The organism is Eleftheria terrae (assembly GCF_030419005.1).
In the GTDB taxonomy this organism is placed as follows: domain Bacteria; phylum Pseudomonadota; class Gammaproteobacteria; order Burkholderiales; family Burkholderiaceae_C; genus Caldimonas; species Caldimonas terrae.
This window is the reverse complement of sequence record NZ_CP106951.1, coordinates 175,048-191,128: the sequence shown is the minus strand read 5'-3', so window position 1 is coordinate 191,128 and position 16,081 is coordinate 175,048. Positions and strand designations below refer to the sequence as shown.

General features: G+C 69.5%; 12 protein-coding genes and 1 tRNA gene. 6 read left to right on the top strand and 7 right to left on the bottom strand.

Annotated features, from left to right (window positions below; translation table 11 throughout):
• Positions 1–78: 78 nt before the first annotated feature.
• From N7L95_RS01305 to N7L95_RS01290, 4 genes are all read left to right on the top strand, one after another.
• On the top strand, positions 79–465 hold the full coding sequence (locus N7L95_RS01305; protein WP_301258017.1) for a hypothetical protein: 387 nt from the start codon (positions 79–81) through the stop codon (positions 463–465).
• Positions 466–469: 4 nt separating this feature from the next.
• Positions 470–1,030 (top strand): hypothetical protein, encoded by a 561-nt coding sequence (locus N7L95_RS01300; protein WP_301258016.1) that lies wholly within the window; start codon positions 470–472, stop codon positions 1,028–1,030.
• On the top strand, positions 1,020–1,982 hold the full coding sequence (gene sigJ, locus N7L95_RS01295; protein WP_435870049.1) for an RNA polymerase sigma factor SigJ: 963 nt from the start codon (positions 1,020–1,022) through the stop codon (positions 1,980–1,982). Before N7L95_RS01300 ends, sigJ begins: the two co-directional genes overlap by 11 nt.
• 183 nt (positions 1,983–2,165) lie before the next feature.
• On the top strand, positions 2,166–4,148 hold the full coding sequence (locus tag N7L95_RS01290) for a PEP/pyruvate-binding domain-containing protein (protein ID WP_301258015.1): 1,983 nt from the start codon (positions 2,166–2,168) through the stop codon (positions 4,146–4,148).
• Between the two features lie 81 nt (positions 4,149–4,229).
• Here N7L95_RS01290 and N7L95_RS01285 read toward each other — a convergent pair whose 3' ends face one another.
• Positions 4,230–4,805 (bottom strand): hypothetical protein, encoded by a 576-nt coding sequence (locus N7L95_RS01285; RefSeq protein ID WP_301258014.1) that lies wholly within the window; start codon positions 4,803–4,805, stop codon positions 4,230–4,232.
• A gap of 457 nt (positions 4,806–5,262) precedes the next feature.
• On the opposite strand from N7L95_RS01285, the gene N7L95_RS01280 reads away from it, so the two are divergent.
• Complete coding sequence (locus N7L95_RS01280) at positions 5,263–5,967, top strand: NF038120 family PEP-CTERM protein (protein WP_301258013.1); 705 nt, start codon at positions 5,263–5,265, stop codon at positions 5,965–5,967.
• 25 nt (positions 5,968–5,992) lie between these two features.
• Positions 5,993–9,037 (top strand): S8 family peptidase, encoded by a 3,045-nt coding sequence (locus N7L95_RS01275; RefSeq protein WP_301258012.1) that lies wholly within the window; start codon positions 5,993–5,995, stop codon positions 9,035–9,037.
• Positions 9,038–10,204: 1,167 nt separating this feature from the next.
• Here the strand turns inward: N7L95_RS01275 and N7L95_RS01270 are convergent.
• The 6 genes from N7L95_RS01270 to pheT all read right to left on the bottom strand — a co-directional run bounded on the left by N7L95_RS01270 (position 10,205) and on the right by pheT (position 16,079).
• Positions 10,205–10,645 carry a hypothetical protein gene (locus N7L95_RS01270; RefSeq protein ID WP_301258011.1) on the bottom strand — a complete coding sequence of 147 codons (441 nt, stop codon included), beginning with the start codon at positions 10,643–10,645 and terminating at the stop codon, positions 10,205–10,207.
• 63 nt (positions 10,646–10,708) lie between these two features.
• On the bottom strand, positions 10,709–11,236 hold the full coding sequence (locus tag N7L95_RS01265; protein ID WP_301258010.1) for a hypothetical protein: 528 nt from the start codon (positions 11,234–11,236) through the stop codon (positions 10,709–10,711).
• A 1,455-nt stretch (positions 11,237–12,691) separates the two neighbouring features.
• Positions 12,692–12,768 (bottom strand) — tRNA-Pro (locus tag N7L95_RS01260).
• A gap of 30 nt (positions 12,769–12,798) precedes the next feature.
• Positions 12,799–13,269, bottom strand: a complete 471-nt coding sequence (locus N7L95_RS01255; RefSeq protein WP_301258009.1) for a MerR family transcriptional regulator — start codon at positions 13,267–13,269, stop codon at positions 12,799–12,801.
• A 33-nt stretch (positions 13,270–13,302) separates the two neighbouring features.
• Complete coding sequence (locus N7L95_RS01250; RefSeq protein WP_301258008.1) at positions 13,303–13,644, bottom strand: integration host factor subunit alpha; 342 nt, start codon at positions 13,642–13,644, stop codon at positions 13,303–13,305.
• A 17-nt stretch (positions 13,645–13,661) separates the two neighbouring features.
• Positions 13,662–16,079: a phenylalanine--tRNA ligase subunit beta gene (gene pheT, locus N7L95_RS01245; RefSeq protein ID WP_301258007.1), complete on the bottom strand. Its 2,418-nt coding sequence runs from the start codon at positions 16,077–16,079 to the stop codon at positions 13,662–13,664.
• Between the last annotated feature and the right edge of the window lie 2 nt (positions 16,080–16,081).

Below are 16,081 nucleotides of genomic sequence, written 5' to 3'. Positions count from 1 at the left end.
GCAGCGACGCGGTGCATGTCACACCGTGCGAGGCTGTGTCGTCATGAAGGGGTGCCGACTTCATGCCATCGACTTGCCATGATCCTTCTGCTGCTGCGCGGCTTGCTCGCGCTCGGCCTGGCCGCCAACGGCCTGGCGATGCTGCTGGCTCCCGACACCTGGTACCACAGCGTGCCGGGCGTGCCCTTCACCGGCCCGCTCAACCTGCACTTCGTGCGTGACATCGGGTGTGCCTACCTGGTCAGCGCCGCCGGCCTCGCCTGGCGCGCAGCCCGGCCGGCCAGCGGTGCACCGGCGGCACTGGCCGGGGCGCTGTTCCTGTTGCTGCACGCCGGCGTCCACCTCGCCGAGACGCTGCTGGGCCGCTGTGGCTGGCCGGCGCTGTGGCGCGACATGCCCGGCGTCATCCTCCCGGCGCTGCTGGCCCTGGCGCTCGCGCTGCCCCCACCCGCCCGCAAGGACTGAGCCGATGATCGACGCCCTGATCCGCTGGCAGATCGCTCGCTTCGAGCGCCGCTTCGGCTACGACGCCAGCGACCTCAAGCAGCTGCTGGCCATGAGCCGGCGCGCCTTCCTCGGCTTCACCCGGGCCGGCCGCCTGGCGGAGGCACGCGGCGACGTGCCGCCCGCCGCGTGGTACGCGGCCAGGATCGTTGCCCTGCGCGCCGAAGACTGCGGCCCCTGCACCCAGCTGGCGGTCGACATGGGGCTGGCCGCCGGCGTGCCACCCGCCGTGCTGGCCGCAGCGCTGTGCGACTGCGAAGACGAGCTGGACCGGCTGGACGCTGCCGCGGCCCTCGGCTGGCGCTACGCGCATGCAGTGGTGGACCGCCGTGCCGACATCGCGCCCCTGGGCGAAGCACTGCGCCGCCGCTGGGGCGACCGCGGCCTGGCGGCGCTGGCCGTCGGCATTGCGGCCGCCCGGATGTATCCAATGCTCAAATACGCGCTCGGCCATGCCCAGGCGTGCCAGCGGGTGCAGGTGGCCGGCCTCACCCTTCCTCCGTCCCCATCGACCCATGCCCACTGAGCTCTCCACCGAAGCGATGACCGCCCTTGCCTCCACCGTGCCGCCCGCAGCCCCCCGGCCGCAGGCCGACCTGCAGTTCGAACCGCATTACCGCTACCTGCGCGCGCTGGCCTACCGCATGCTCGGCTCACGCGCCGAGGCCGAGGACACGGTGCAGGACGCCTGGCTGCGCTGGCAGGCCGCCGATCGCTCCGAGGTGGTGAATGTGCGCGCCTTCCTCACGCAGGTCACCACCCACCTGTGCCTGGACCGGCTGCAGAGCGCCCGCCACCGCCGCGAGCAGTACGTCGGCGCCTGGCTGCCCGAGCCGCTGGTGAACGAGGCCCACGACTTCCACCCCGGTGCCGATGTGACCAGCGAGTACGCCCAGGACGTGTCCAATGCCTTCCTCCTTGCGCTGGAGCGCCTGAGCCCGCTGGAGCGCGCGGCCTTCCTGCTGCACGACGTGTTCGACCTCGAGTTCGACGAAGTGGCCCAGCGCCTCGACCGTTCGGCCGCCGCCTGCCGGCAGCTGGCCAGCCGGGCCCGCCAGCACCTGCGTGCCGGCTATGCGCGTTGCGAGGTCGCGGCCGAGCAGCGGCAGCGCCTGCTGGGCGCCTTCGCCGAGGCACTGGCCCGCGGCGACGTCGAGGCGCTGGCCAGCACACTGGCCGAGGATGCGAAGTTCGTCTCCGACGGCGGCGGCGTGGTGACCGCCGTGCCACGCCCCCTGATCGGCGCCGCCCGCATTGCCAAGGCGCTCACCGGCTTCGCGCGGCAGGCCGACCGCGAGCGCCAGCGGGTGATGCTGGCCGAGGTGAATGGCCTGCCCGGCTGGCTGGTGTACGACGCCGTCGACGGCTCGCCGATCCAGACCCTGTCGATCCAGCCCGACGGGCAGGGCCGCATTGCCGCGGTGTACGTGGTGCGCAATCCGCAGAAGCTGCAGCACCTGCGGCGCCCGCCCGGCTGAGCGCCGCGGCGGCAAGCCAACCGGCCGGCGCCACAGCGGGCGACGGCGGTTGTCGGGCACGCCCTGCAGCGCTCGACATGCGGACGATGAAGTGTGACTTTTTCGGTCCTCCAGGCGCTTTCGACCGGTGTCCCGCGTCCTGGGGATGGCGCGCCAGGCGGCGAGCAGCGATGCTCGCCGCCCATGATCTTCACCCCAAGAACCCTCGGCCTGCTGCTGCTGGCAGCCGCCCCGCTGCTGGCGCAGGCCCAGACCGACGAGAAACCGTCCAACTTCCTCGCCGCACGCCGCGGTGGCGCCATGCAGCCGGCAGCGCCACAGGCGGCCCGCCAGGGCCCGGCCTTCCTGGACCGCCTGGACAGCCGCAGCGACTTCGACCGCCTGGCCCGCATCCATGGTGACGGCAGCGCCCAGGCCACGCCCCACCTGATCTTCGCGATCGACCGCAGCGCCGGCGATCGGGTCTACTACATCCACAGCGTCCGCTTCCCCTTCCACGAGGACTTCCTGCGGGCGCAGCACCTGGTGGCCAACCTGGACCACGCCACCCTGCTCGGCTTCTACCAGAAGCCCAACCGGCGCTTCGTGCTGGGCACGCTGAGCCTGCACCCGGCGCTGGGCCGCTGGGTCTACGAATTCTGGGATGGCGACCAGGCCACGGCCGACCATGTGGCGCTGGCCGACCGACGGCTGCGCGACACCTTCTTCGCCCCGCTGGCCTTCAAGGCCAACTCCACGCTGCACGAGGCGTCGGCGCGGCAGGCCGGCATCGCGGCCATCACGCAGCAGCAGCTGGTGTCGCAGCGCGACTACCTGCCGCTCAACCAGGGACGCGCGGTGGGCCGGCTGCGCCTCATCGACAACCTGGAAGGCGACACGCAGGACGACATCGAGCCCTACGACATCGTGGTGCTGCGCGAGGTGCCGCTGTCGCTGCCGCCGGTGGCTGGCGTCATCACCGTGCAGCCGTCCACCGCGCTGTCGCATGTGAACCTGCTGGCCAAGGGCTGGGGCATTCCCAATGCCTATGTGCGGGATGCCTACGAGGCGCTGGCACGGCATGACGGGCGCTGGGTGCGCTTTGAAGCCGGCCGCGACAGCTATCAACTGGAGGCCACCGAGCGGCCCGCCCGGCTGCCCACACGCAAGACCGCCGCCCTCATTGCCAAGCCCGACCTCTCCCGGTCGGCGCCGATCCCGCTGGTGGCACTGAAGGCCACCGACACCTCGGCCTGTGGCGGCAAGGCGGCCCGCCTCGGCGTGCTGGAGCGGCTGCGCCTGGCCGGCCGCTTGCCCGGGGTGGCGCCGGTGCCGGACGGCTTCTGCCTGCCGTTCGCGCAGCATGCCGCCTTCATGGCCCAGCCGCAGGCCCAGGCGCTGATCCGCCAGGCGCTGGCCACCGAGCGCTTCGACCGCAGCAGCCGGGTGCGCCGGCAGGTCCTGCAGCAGCTGCGAGCCGACCTGGTCGAGCTGCCGCTGCCGGCCGGCCTCGAAGAACAATGGCTGCAGCGCTGGCGCGAGCAACTCGCGGGCAGCGGCGTCTTCGTGCGCAGCTCCTCCAACTCGGAAGACCTGGCCAACTTCAGTGGCGCCGGGCTCTACAGCACGGTGCCCAATGTGCGCCAGGCGCAGGACCTGTCGCGGGCCGTCAAGACGGTCTGGGCATCGGTCTTCAACGCCGAGGCCTTCGAGGCCCGTCGCGCCGCCGGGCTGGCCCACGACCAGGTCCGCATGGCGGTGTTCGTGCAACGGGCCATCGACTCCCGCTTGTCCGGCGTGATGATCACCCGCGACCCCTTCGACGCCGAGCGCAACGACAGCATCTACATCTCCGCCAAGCGCGGCATCGGCATCCGGGTGGTCGAAGGCCGGCGCATTGCCGAGCAATCGCTCTACAACAGCCGCAACGGTGCAGTGCAGCGCTTTTCGCGCTCGGCCGAGGACACCGAACTGCGGCTGGACGAGCAAGGCGGCGTCAAGGAGGTGCCGGTGGAGCGCCACGCACCGGTGCTGTCGGATGCCGATGTGCGCCGCCTCGCCAGGATCGGGCAACAGGTCAAGCGCGGCCTGGGCAAGGCCGAGCAGGACATCGAATGGGCCATCGACGGCGAAGGCCGCGTCGTGCTGCTGCAGGCGCGGCCCTACGTGCAGCGCTCCAACCTGTGAGCCGGGTCGCCGGGCGGTGCCCCCGTCAGCGGCCCGCCGGCGCGACCTCAACCAAGGCCGGGCACCCGCCCGGCCGGGCCTTCACGGCGACAGGCGACGCAGCGTGAAGGGGCGCTGCGGGAACACCGTCGGTGGCCAGGGATGCCGGGCGTCATAGAGACACAAGGCCGTGATGTGCCCGGTCCCTGAGGACTTCAACAGGCCCAACACCATGAAGGCGGCGCTCGACGGCAACGGGTCTGTCTGCAGCACGATGCCCGGGCTGGCCGCCGGATTGACAGGCACGGCCGCGAACTTGCCATAGCGCCACCGCATCGTGCCATTGGCCGCCATGAACAAGCCGCTGTAGTTGCCATCCGACCAGGCATACGGTTGGGAATGCAGCAGCGCGAAGGTGACGGTGATCGGCTGGCCCTCGGCGAACGGCATCCTGCTGCCGTAGCTGCCGCTGAGCCCCTCGTAGTCGTAGAACGGCATGTCCGACGCCAGCGGGATGCCGGCGCATTCCGGCCAGGGCGCCGCCGTGCCGGGCACCGGCGCCTCCGCACCGGCTGGGCCTGTCAGGCCCGTGAGGGCCGGTGTGGACACATCGGCAGCGTGCGCCGCGCCGCATGAGCAGGCGGCGGCCAGTGCACTGAGAAGCAGGGCATGTCGCATGATCGCTACTCCCTCGGGGAGGGTTGCATGTCAGACCCGTGATGCCTCGTGCCGGTGCCCCCGTGGCTCCACCGGCAGCGATGCGGGCCTGCAAGGCATGCATAGGCGGTTCCGCCCTGGCCGGCAAGCCGGTCGCTTCTGACAGGGCACTGTCGCGACCGGAGAGCGATGGCACAGGCACAGCGTCCCGCAATGGAACGGGCGGTACAGCCCAGGTACCGAACACCGCCGCCCACCATCGGCCGAACACCGCGGCCGGGTGCGCACCGAAGCGGCCCATCCGCCAAGCGCCCCGTCTGGCACCGAACCTGCTTGGCTGCGCGCTCCCCGGCGTGGTTCGGCCATCGCAGTCGGCTCGGCAACCCGGGGCTTGTTGTCTTCCCTTCCCGGGTCGTGTGCAGCGGCGGTGCAATGGGCGTCGCCGATGTGCACGCCTGACTCCTTCATAAGGTGATCCATGTCGAAGAAGTTCACAGGCCCTTCCCTGCTGGCTTTGCTGGCCTTGTGCTCGCTGGCCTGCATGCCAGCCCACGCCACCGTGGTTGATTTCGAGGCCTTGCCGCCCGACCTGTATTTCGATGGCAGCGGCTTCCAGCAGGACGGCTTCCGCTTTTCGGTGGAGGGCGGCTTCGGCACCCTCGACACGGCGGCGTCCTGTTTCATCACCGTCTGTCCCAGCGGCAACGACACGCAGTTCTATTCGGCCCTCAATGACAGCCAGCTGTCGCTCAGCCGCACCGACGGTGCCGCCTTCCGCCTGCAGGGCTTCGATGCGGCCTTTGTCGCGCCGCTGAACTTCGGCAGCGGCAGCCCGGCCGGCCAGATCGTGCTGCATGCGCTCACCGCCTCGGGTGGCCACCTGTTCTCGTCCTGGGACTTCGGCGTGAGCGGCAGCGACGGCAGCTTCAGCTTCACCCGCTTCTCGGGCGCCGACTTCGCGTCCTTCAGCGCCATCACCTCGATCGATTTCAGCGCCTGCGTCTACACCGCGGGCGGTGCCTGCCAGAACCCGGGCGGCAACCTGGCGCAATTCGCCCTCGACAACATCGCGCTGGCCCCGGCGGTGCCCGAGCCGGCCAGCGTGGCCCTGCTGGCACTGGGCCTGGGCGCGCTGGCACGTCGCAGCCGCCGCGGCGCGCAGCCGGCTGCGGCCTCCGTCTGACCCCTGGCAAGGAAAGCTCTCGACAATGACATTGCATCGCATCGCGTACATGGTCGTGCTCGCCACGGCCACCCTGTCGGCCGGCGCGCAGGCAGCCGGCCGCAAACCCTACATCGTGCAGCTGGCCGACGCGCCGGCTGCCGCCTATGCCGGCGGCGTCAGTGGCTACAGCGCCACCCGCCCAGCGCCGGGCAGCCGCTTCAACATCGACGCCAGCAGCGTCCGCGCCTACATCGGCTATCTCGATGCCCGGCGCAACCAGGCACTCGCCGCGGTGGCCCAGGCGCGCGTGCTGCACCGCTACAACGTGGCCTTCAATGGCTTCTCGGCCCTGATGACGGATGCCGAGGCACAGAAGCTGCGCGGCACCCCGGGCGTCGTGGCGGTGACGGCCGACACGCCGCGCTCGCTGGACACCAGCCGCACGCCGGCCTTCCTGGGCCTGAGCACGCCCGGCGGCCTGTGGTCGCGCACCGATGCGGCGGCACGGGCCGTCAAGGGTGAGGACATCATCATCGGCGTCGTCGACAGCGGCGTGTGGCCCGAGAACCTGTCCTTCTCCGACAAGGTCGACGGCACCGGCAAGCCGGTGGCGTCCAACAGCCAGGGCAGCGTGGCCTACGGCCCGCCGCCGGCCCGCTGGAAAGGCCGCTGCCAGAGCGGTCCCGGCTTCACCACCGCGCACTGCAACCACAAGCTGATCGGCGCGCAGTACTTCAACCAGGCCTTCCTGTCGACCGGACGCCAGTTGCACTGGAGCGACTGGGTGTCGCCACGCGACCAGGACGGACACGGCAGCCACGTCGCCTCCACCGCCGGCGGCAATGCGGGCGTCGACACGGTCATCAACGGCGCCTTCGGCGGCACCATCGCCGGCATGGCACCGCGCGCGCGCATCGCCGCGTACAAGGTCTGCTGGACCTGGCACGACCCGTCCACCCTGGAAGTCGACAACAACTGCTGGAACGGCGACAGCGTGGCGGCCATCGACAAGGCGGTGGCCGACGGCGTGGATGTCATCAACTTCTCGATCAGCGGCTCCCGCACCAGCTTCCTTGATCCGGTCGAAGTGGCCTTCTTCAACGCCTCGGCCGCCGGCATCTTCGTGGCAGCCGCCGCCGGCAATGACGGGCCGGCCAACACGGTGGCCCACATCAGCCCCTGGCTGACCACGGTCGCCGCGTCGACGCATGACCGGCTGACGGTGGCCACGCTGAACCTGGGCAATGGCAGCAGCCATACCGGCCCCTCGCGCTCGAACGGCCTGAGCGCGCATGCGCTGGTCCTGTCGACCGCGGTGGCCCTCAAGCCTCCCTTCGACGACAGCAACACCGACGCGCGGCTGTGCGTGCTGGGCAGCCTCGACCCGGCGAAGGCAGCCGGCAAGGTGGTGGTCTGCGACCGCGGCAGCAATGCCCGGGTGGAGAAGAGCCAGGAAGTCAAGCGCGCCGGCGGCCTCGGCATGGTGCTGCTCAACGTCGACCCGGGTGACCAGATCGACGACGCTCACTACGTGCCCACCGTGCACCTGGCCGACAGCGTGCGCGCCGCGGTGCGCAGCTATGCCGCCGCCCAGGGCGCCACTGCGGCGCTGGGCGCCAGCCGGCAGGCCCCGGGCGTGGTGGCACCGGTGATGGCCGACTTCTCCTCGCGCGGGCCCAACCTGGGCAATGCCAACCTGCTGAAGCCGGACATCGCCGCGCCAGGCGTCAACGTGCTGGCCGGCCACACCTACAAGCCGGCCACCGCAGCCGAGCGCGACGCCATCGCCAACGGCACGCTGACGCCGCCGCCCGCGTCGGACTTCCTGTCCGGCACCTCCATGGCAAGCCCGCACATCGCCGGCATCGCGGCCCTGCTGAAGCAGTTGCATCCGGACTGGTCGCCGGCCGCCCTGAAGTCGGCGCTGCTCACCTCGGCACAGGCCGTGAAACTGCCGGACGGCAGCCGCGACGCCGACGTCTGGGGCTACGGCGCCGGCCACGTCAACCCGAATGCCGCTGCGGCCACCACCCTCGTGTATGACGCGGGCACGACGGACTATGTGCGCTTCCTGTGCGGCGTCGGTGCGCTCGATGCCACCTCCCCGCAATGCGCCACGCATGGCGCGATCGCAGCCTACGACCTGAACCTGCCCTCCATCGCGGCGGAGGTGGTCGGCCGCATCACCTTGCGGCGCACCGTGAAGAACCTCGGCGGCGCGCATGCCACCTATGTGGCCAGCGCCAACCTGCCGGGCTTCGAGGTGAAGGTGGAGCCGGCCACGCTGAGCCTGGCCCCGCAGCAAAGCGCCAGCTTCACGGTGCAGCTCACCCGCAGCGGCGCACCGATCGGCGACTGGCGTTTCGGCTCGCTGACCTGGAGCGATGGCAGCCACCAGGTGCGCAGTCCGCTGGTCGCCCAGGCCCTGACCCTCAGCGCACCTGCGCTGATCGAGGACACGCGGCCCTCCGGCACCAAGGTCTTCACCGTGGGCACCGGCTATGACGGCGCCCTGCAGGTGACGCCGCTCGGGCTGGTGCCGGCCCAGCGCCAGGCCGGCCAGGTGACGCACAAGGCCACGCAGTGCTTCCCGGTGTCGGTGCCGGCGGCCACCCGTTATGCCCGCTTCGCGCTGTTCGACAGCGACACCTCGGGCGCGGGCGCGGACGACCTCGACCTGCAGGTCTACCAGGGCGACCAGCTGGTGGGCAGCAGCGGCAGCAGCAGCTCTGACGAGGAAGTCACCCTGAGCGAACCGGCGGCGGGCCAGTACCGCGCCTGCGTGCTCGGCTATGCGGTGCAGGGCGACAGCTCGCGCTTCACGTTGTCGAGCTGGGTGGTCGCGCCCAGCACCGGCGAAGGCACGCTGCGCGCGGCCGGCCCGTCGAAGATCGCCATCGGCGGCACGGCATCGGTCGGCCTTGGCTGGTCCACCAGCACCGGGCGCCGCTACCTGGGCGCCGTGTTGTTCAAGGACGGGCGCGGCGCGGTGGTGGGGAGCACCCTGCTGTCGATCGACACCGCGAGCGCGGCAGCCCGCACGGTGAGCGGCGCAGGCCGCAAGGCAGTGCCGGTGGCCACCCGCTGAGGCTGGAACAGGCCGGGCCACCCACTGAGGCCGGAACAGGCCGGGCCACCGGGCCCGGCCACAATCGCCGGGCACCGGCAGCCTGCGGTTGGACCGCCGACGGTGTCCCGCATGCTTCCGCCACCGGCCAGCCAGCGCGAGTGGATCAAGCCGCTTGCGTGCCAGGGGCACAGCGGACGGCGCGCCTTCCGGCAGGCCGGAGGCGCGCCGTCTTGCACCGGCGGGCAAGAACATCGTCAGCGCGCAGCGCCGACATCGAGGGCACGCTGTCGCATATGCAGCCGGCCGATGAGCCCGGCATCGGGTCCAGGGCCTGCACACTCACGACCGCCGCCGCGACGGCTGCGGGCGAAGGCCCCGCCCCACCTTGCGGTGCGCACCCGCCCGCCCAGCGCCTAGAGCCGGCATGCCACTCGTGGGCCGCATCCCGCCGGACCACGCACCGCAGCGGGCCGAAGATGCTGCGCTCCGCGCAGGCGACTCACTCGCGGTGCCTTGCGTAGCGGCGAGCGGACTGCCCCGGCTCAGCGCTGCAAGGGCTGCAGCGTCCACTCGACGGTGCATGACCGACGTCGCGGGCCCCGCCCTCGGTCATGCACCAGCAAGCCGACGATGCCGCGCCCCTCGCAGGCGACTCACTTGCGGTGCCTCGCGTAGCGGCGAGCGCGGCTGTCCCGGCTCAGCGCTGCAAGGGCTGCAGCGTCCACTCGACGGCGCAGGGCCGGCGTCGCGGGCCCCGCCTTCGGTCATGCACCAGCAAGCTGACGATGCCGCGCCCCTCGCAGGCGACTCACTTGCGGTGCCGTGCGTAGCGGCGAGCGGACTGCCCCGGCTCAGCGCAGCAAGGGCTGCAGCGTCCACTCGACGGCGCAGGACCGACGTCGCGGGCCCCGCCTCGGTCATGCACCCGGTATGGGGTGCCATGCCCCTGGATCGGCGACCCGCGGTGATGGGGCTGCGCCACGAGCGCCGTGGCAGATGCATCCTGAACCTGCCCCTCAGCGCCTGCCACGCGAGGGCCCTCCGGCCTCGCCGTCCCTTGTGCTGCTGCAACCCAGCCGTGCTGCTGCCGGCCGGCGCGGCTCCCGAAAAGGCGCGAGGCAGACACCATGGCCCGTGCCATGGCCAGCCGATCGTTCAAGACGATGTGCAGCGCCCGCCGCCTCTTCAATGAAAACCAAGTGCCTCGTTGGCCTGTGCGTTCGGCAGCCGCCCGTCCGCCACCATATTGAAGTTCAACAGGAAGTTGGTCGGCCTTTCGGTCGAGACGACGTTGTTGACCCACCAGATCGGGTTGATGGCCACCCCATTGTTGGGCGAGAGAACGCAGGTCTGACTGTTCTCCTCGTCCCCATCAAAAATCACTTCACCCCAATGCCACTGGAAACGACGGACATACTGCTCGCCAAGCAAGACACCGAGGGAGATCACTACGTCCTCGGAGAGCGATTTCTCATCCTGCTTCAGTTGCCGGACGAATGAATTGATGCGCTCAACAATATCCGCCGGAGCGGACTCCTGCGACACGGCAAGGAATGCCGCGCCTTGCTCCTGGAAGTCCCTGATTTCCTCTTGCAGGTCCACAGCAAGAGCACGAATATCCGCCATCCTTGAGCTTCCTTGTAAAACCACCTGGGTCACCGACCGTGCTTCCGGTCGGATTCGCACTGTTCAGTACGACTGCAGCGCCTTGATCTCGGAGTGGGTGAGCATCTCGCAAATCAGCATCGTTTTCCCCGGGAAGCTGTGGATTTCGCGAACCGCGAGGGAGACCACGCCCGTTTCCGGGGACGGTTGCTCAGCGTCGGCGAGCGCACGCGAGTACCCCTTGATGATGGCTGCCCGCAGCACGCTCCTGCGCTCCGGCTTCAGCTGAAAACGGGCGGCCAAAGCTTCCGCCTGCGAGCCATCGAGCAAGATCCCGTAGGAGTTGTTCGCGACCACCAATGCCTGGGTCTTCAGGCCGTCTTTGCTGGTGATCGGATTCTTGAGCTTGTAGACCGCGATGAAGTCCACCAGCTCCCGCTTCGCCATCCGCTCCGCGGACTCATAGAACTTGAGGGACGAATCGAGCGAGTAAGGTGGCTTGCACACGGCAGCATCAAGGACCGTCTTGGCATCCGACGGCGCTGCACCGGCGGCCATGGCAAAAGACGAGACGATCGCGAAAGAGAGGAAGGATTTGAGAAACTTCTTCATAGGGTTCGGCTTGCTGGCGTGTTCTGGATATCAAGAAGGATCAATGCCGCGGCTGAAAGCAGCCAGGCGTGTTCGGATCGGCGGCGCATCGCCGCCATGGCTGCTCGACCGCAGCACGGACCATCGCTCGGCAAGCGGCGAAATCCGTGCGGAGGTTGAAGCGAGCACGTCGGCACGCGCCTCGTAGAAGGCGTTGTCGCTGCTGTCTCGTCGCGCCCCGCGCCCCAGGGGTACCCGGTGAAGCGCACCGCGGGCGACCTTCCGCGTGGCGGGCAATTCGCAGCGCGTCTTGCGCTGCGGTGCTTCGAGGCCGGTGTTCGCCGGCTTGCTGAGGAGATCGACCGTGTACCGCCGTCACGCGCGCAGCCCTTGGTCGCGCGCAGGCATGCGTCCCGCCATGCGGCTGGCGGCGCCCAGCCGAGCCGCGCATGCTGCCGGTCGGCACCCAGGATGCGCGGCCGCGTCATCGTGCAGCGCGCCACCGCCGGACCGCCTGAATGTGCCTGTGCTTCGAAGGCACGTGGTTGCCGCCAGCACGCAGGTGCGCGGTATCGGCGCACGGATGCGCGCGGTGGTCGTCGTCGGTCATGGCTCCCCCCTCGTTCTCACAAGGCCGTGCGAGAGGCACCTCTTCGTGCGCCGGCCCTGCAAGTTCTTGTGGGCGCAAGTGTAGGAGCGACCTCGCATGCGGCCAGCCACCCATACGGGGGGACGGTGTGTCTGAAGGTGTGGTTCCGCTTGCGCATTCGCTGGCCGTGGAGCCTCGCGGCGCAGTGGGCTCGGGCGCGGTGGGACGGCCATCCGCCAGTCGTTGATGCGGAGATGACCCACTCAGGTCCGACAAGCAGGTCCGACAAGCAGCTCCGGCAACTTCTCGATGCCCAGCGTTCTGCGTTCTGCTGGGGCAAGACCCTGTCCCAGCCGCCGATGCCGGCGCCCGACGCCGGGGCACCACTGCATTGACGGCTTGGCTGACGGTGACGTCGGCCCCTGGCTGTCCATGGCAAGGTAGCCAGCCAGGACAGCGTTGCCGCGGCCGGCAGTGAGGGTCGAAGGCGGCCGGTGCCGTCTGTGGCCCTGCCGAAGCGCCTTCGACGCGCGTCAAGACGGTGGCGATCAGCCAGCTTCTTCCTGCGCTTGGCGTATGGGTGCCACACCGCCGCAACCCTCCAACCGGCAAGTTCGGCCACCCGGCAGTCGCGTCCGGCAGCGCCCCATTCTGGCAGCGGCACTCTTCTCGATCCCTACCCGTGGCCCGCGCGTCGATGTCCAGCAGCTCCCCATTGCAGGGTCACCCCGGCCCACGCGCTGTGTCACTGCTTCGCTCCGAACATCGGCACCAAACAGAACAGCCCGCCGCGATTTCCCGCGGCGGGCTGTCTTCTTGACGCTTGATTTCGCTGGTAGTTCTTGTTCTCCAGTGGACTGGAGAGGACAAGACGAAATCGATATTAATGGTCGGGGTGGCGGGATTCGAACTCGCGACCCCTTGCACCCCATGCAAGTGCGCTACCAGGCTGCGCTACACCCCGACGAAGCCTCAGATTATAGGCTAACTTTTCTCATATTGCCAAGAGCATTCTGATCGAAAGCAATTCCTGGCGAACTTGGCTGATGCTGTAGGGCGCTGCCGGCTCAGCCGCAACCTCCGCGAGCTCGACCGCGGTGTCCGCCATCGCAGTCACCTCGATGACTTCCACGCCGGCCAGTTCGGTCGGCGGCGACTCGGCCGCAGCTTCCACCACCAGCGGCACGGCCGGCTCAGCCTTGGCATGCTGGCCCATCTCGGCGAGGCGGTTGCGCGCCCCGCTGATGGTGAAGCCCTGCTCGTACAGCAGCTCCCGGATGCGCCGGATCAGCAGCACTTCATGGTGCTGGTAATAGCGCCGGTTGCCACGCCGCTTCATGGGCTTGAGTTGCGTGAACTCCTGCTCCCAGTAGCGCAGCACATAGGGCTTCACGCCGCACAACTCGCTGACCTCACCAATGGTGAAGTAGCGTTTGGCGGGAATGGCGGGGAGCGCTTTCTCCATTGAAATCAATGAGATCGGAGACAACTTTAGACTTTACTCGAACTCCTCCCCAGCCGGTATGTCTCCTTGCACGACGCCCTTCAACTTATGGCTGGCGTGGAAGGTCACGACATTGCGTGCCTTGATGGGGATGGCCTCGCCGGTGCGCGGGTTGCGTCCCGGGCGGGGGGCCTTGCGGCGGATCTGGAAGTTGCCGTAGCCGGACAGCTTCACATCTTCGCCTTCGACCAGGCTCTCGTGGATGATTTCGAAGAAGGCCTCGACCATGTCCTTCGACTCGCGCTTGTTCAGCCCGAGCCGCTCGAACAACAGGTCCGCCAGCTCGGCCTTCGTGAGCGTGGGCGTTTCGATCGACGGAGAGATGGGGCGTTCCATGGCGTCCTTCGTTCGGCCTAGCCGCGCAAGCGGGCGCCCACGCGGGCACCCAGGGTCTCGACCACGGCGCGCACCGCCGCGTCGATGCGTTCGTCGGTCAGCGTCGTGTCCTCGTCCTGCAGTTCCAGGCGCACCGCCACGCTGCGTTCATCGGGGCCGATGTCGGCCACTGCCGCCTTCGGCTTGTAGATGTCGAACAGCCGCGCCTCGCGCACCAGTCCGCCGGTGGGCGCCGCATGGACGGCGGCCATCAGCGCCTCGTGGCTGACCGAGTCGGCCACGACGGCCGCGATGTCACGCTGCACCGCCTGCTGCCGCGATATCGGCCGGTAGCTCGGCACCGGGCGCTGCTGCAGCGCCTCGGCATCGATCTCGAACACCACCGGCGCATGCGGCAGCTCGTAGCGCTGCCGCCAGCGCGGATGCAATTCACCGACATGCCCCACCACCCGCTCGCCCAGCACCAGCCGCGCCGAGCGCCCGGGGTGCAAGGCCGGATGCACAGCCGGCTCGAAGCGGACCTGCACCGGCGCCAGCAGCTCCTCCAGGTCGCCCTTCACATCGAAGAAGTCAACCAGACGCTCGCCCTGCCCCCACTGCAGCTCGTTCGCGGGCCCGAAGGCCAGGCCGCTCACCCGCATCGGCTGGCGCAGGCCGCCCACCGTCGTGTCGCTGTCCACCACCTCGGCATCGCGCAGGAAAACGCGGCCCACCTCGAAGACGCGCACGCGGGCGGCCTTGCGGGCCAGGTTGAAGCGCAGCACCTGCACCAAACTGCCGATCAGCGATGAACGCATCACGCTCAGCGCGCTGGCAATCGGGTTCAGCAGCTTGAGCGGCTGCTCGTTGCCGGCGAAGTCACGCTCCCAAGCTTCCTCGACGAAGCTGAAGTTCACCGTCTCCTGGTAGTCCAGCGCAGCCAGGGCGTGGCGCAATGCATGCAGGCTGCGGCGCGCTTCGGGCAGTGCCTTGGGCACCACCGGACCGAGCGGCGGCGTGTCGGGCAGCTGCGGATAGCCCACCACCCGGATCACTTCCTCGATCAGGTCTTCCTCGATCTGCAGGTCGAAGCGCCAGCTCGGCGGCGTCACGGTCAGCACGCCCGGCGCCTCCTCGAAGGGCAGGCCCAGGCGGCGGAAGACCTCGGCGCACTGCTGCTGGCTCACCGGCATGCCGATGACCTTGGCGGCGCGCGCCACCCGCAGCGACACCGGCTTGCGCTCGGGCAGGCCCAGCACCTGGTCGTCCATCGGGCCGGCCTCGCCGCCGCAGATCTCCAACACCAGTGCCGAGATGCGCTCGATGTGCTCCACCGTCTGCGCAGGATCGACACCGCGCTCGAAACGATGGCCGGCGTCGGTCGAGAAGTTGTAGCGGCGTGAGCGACCCGCCACGGCCTGCGGCCACCAGAAGGCGGCTTCGACATAGATATTGCGGGTGTCGTCCGACACCGCGGTGGCGTCGCCCCCCATGATGCCGGCCAACGATTCCACCGCCTGCTCGTCGGCGATCACGCCGACCTGCCCGTCCACCTCGATGGTGTTGCCATTGAGCAGCTTCAGCTGCTCGCCGGCGCGGCCCCAGCGCACCGTCAGGCCGCCGTGGATCTTGTCGAGGTCGAAGATGTGGGACGGCCGGCCGTACTCGAACATCACGTAGTTGGAGATGTCGACCAGTGGCGACACCGGGCGCTGCCCACAGCGCTCCAGCCGCTCCACCATCCATGCCGGCGTCTGCACCCGGGTGTTGACGTTGCGGATCACCCGGCCGGAGAAGCGGCCGCACAGGTCGGCGGCCTCCACCTTCACCGGCAGCCGGGCATCATGCGCGGGGGCCACCGGCGGGAAGGACACCGGCTTCAGCGGCGCACCGGTCAGTGCCGAGACCTCGCGGGCGATGCCGTAGATGCTCAGGTGGTGAGCCAGGTTGGGCGTGAGCTTGAGCGTGAACAGCGTGTCGTCCAGGCGCAGCTGCTCGCGGATGTCGCGGCCGACCGGCGTGTCCTCGGGCAGGATCATCAGGCCGCCATGGTCCTCAGACAGCTTCAGCTCGCGCGCCGAGCACAGCATGCCCTGGCTCTCCACCCCCCGCAGCTTGCCGAGCTTGATGACAAAGGGCTTGCCGTCCTCGCCGGGAGGCAGCTCCGCGCCCACCAGCGCACAAGGCACCTTGATGCCGGCCTGCACATTGGGCGCGCCGCAGACGATGTTCAAGGGAGCGCCCGTGCCGGCGTCCACCTGACAGACGTTCAGCCGGTCGGCATTCGGGTGCTTCTCGACCGCGAGCACCTGCCCCACCACGATCTTGCTGAACGGCGGCGCCACCGGCCGCAGCTCCTCGACCTCCAGGCCGGCCATCGTGAGCAGGTCGGCCAGCTGCTGGGTCGACAGCGGCGGGTTGCAGAACTCGCGCAGCCACGATTCTGGGAATTGCATGA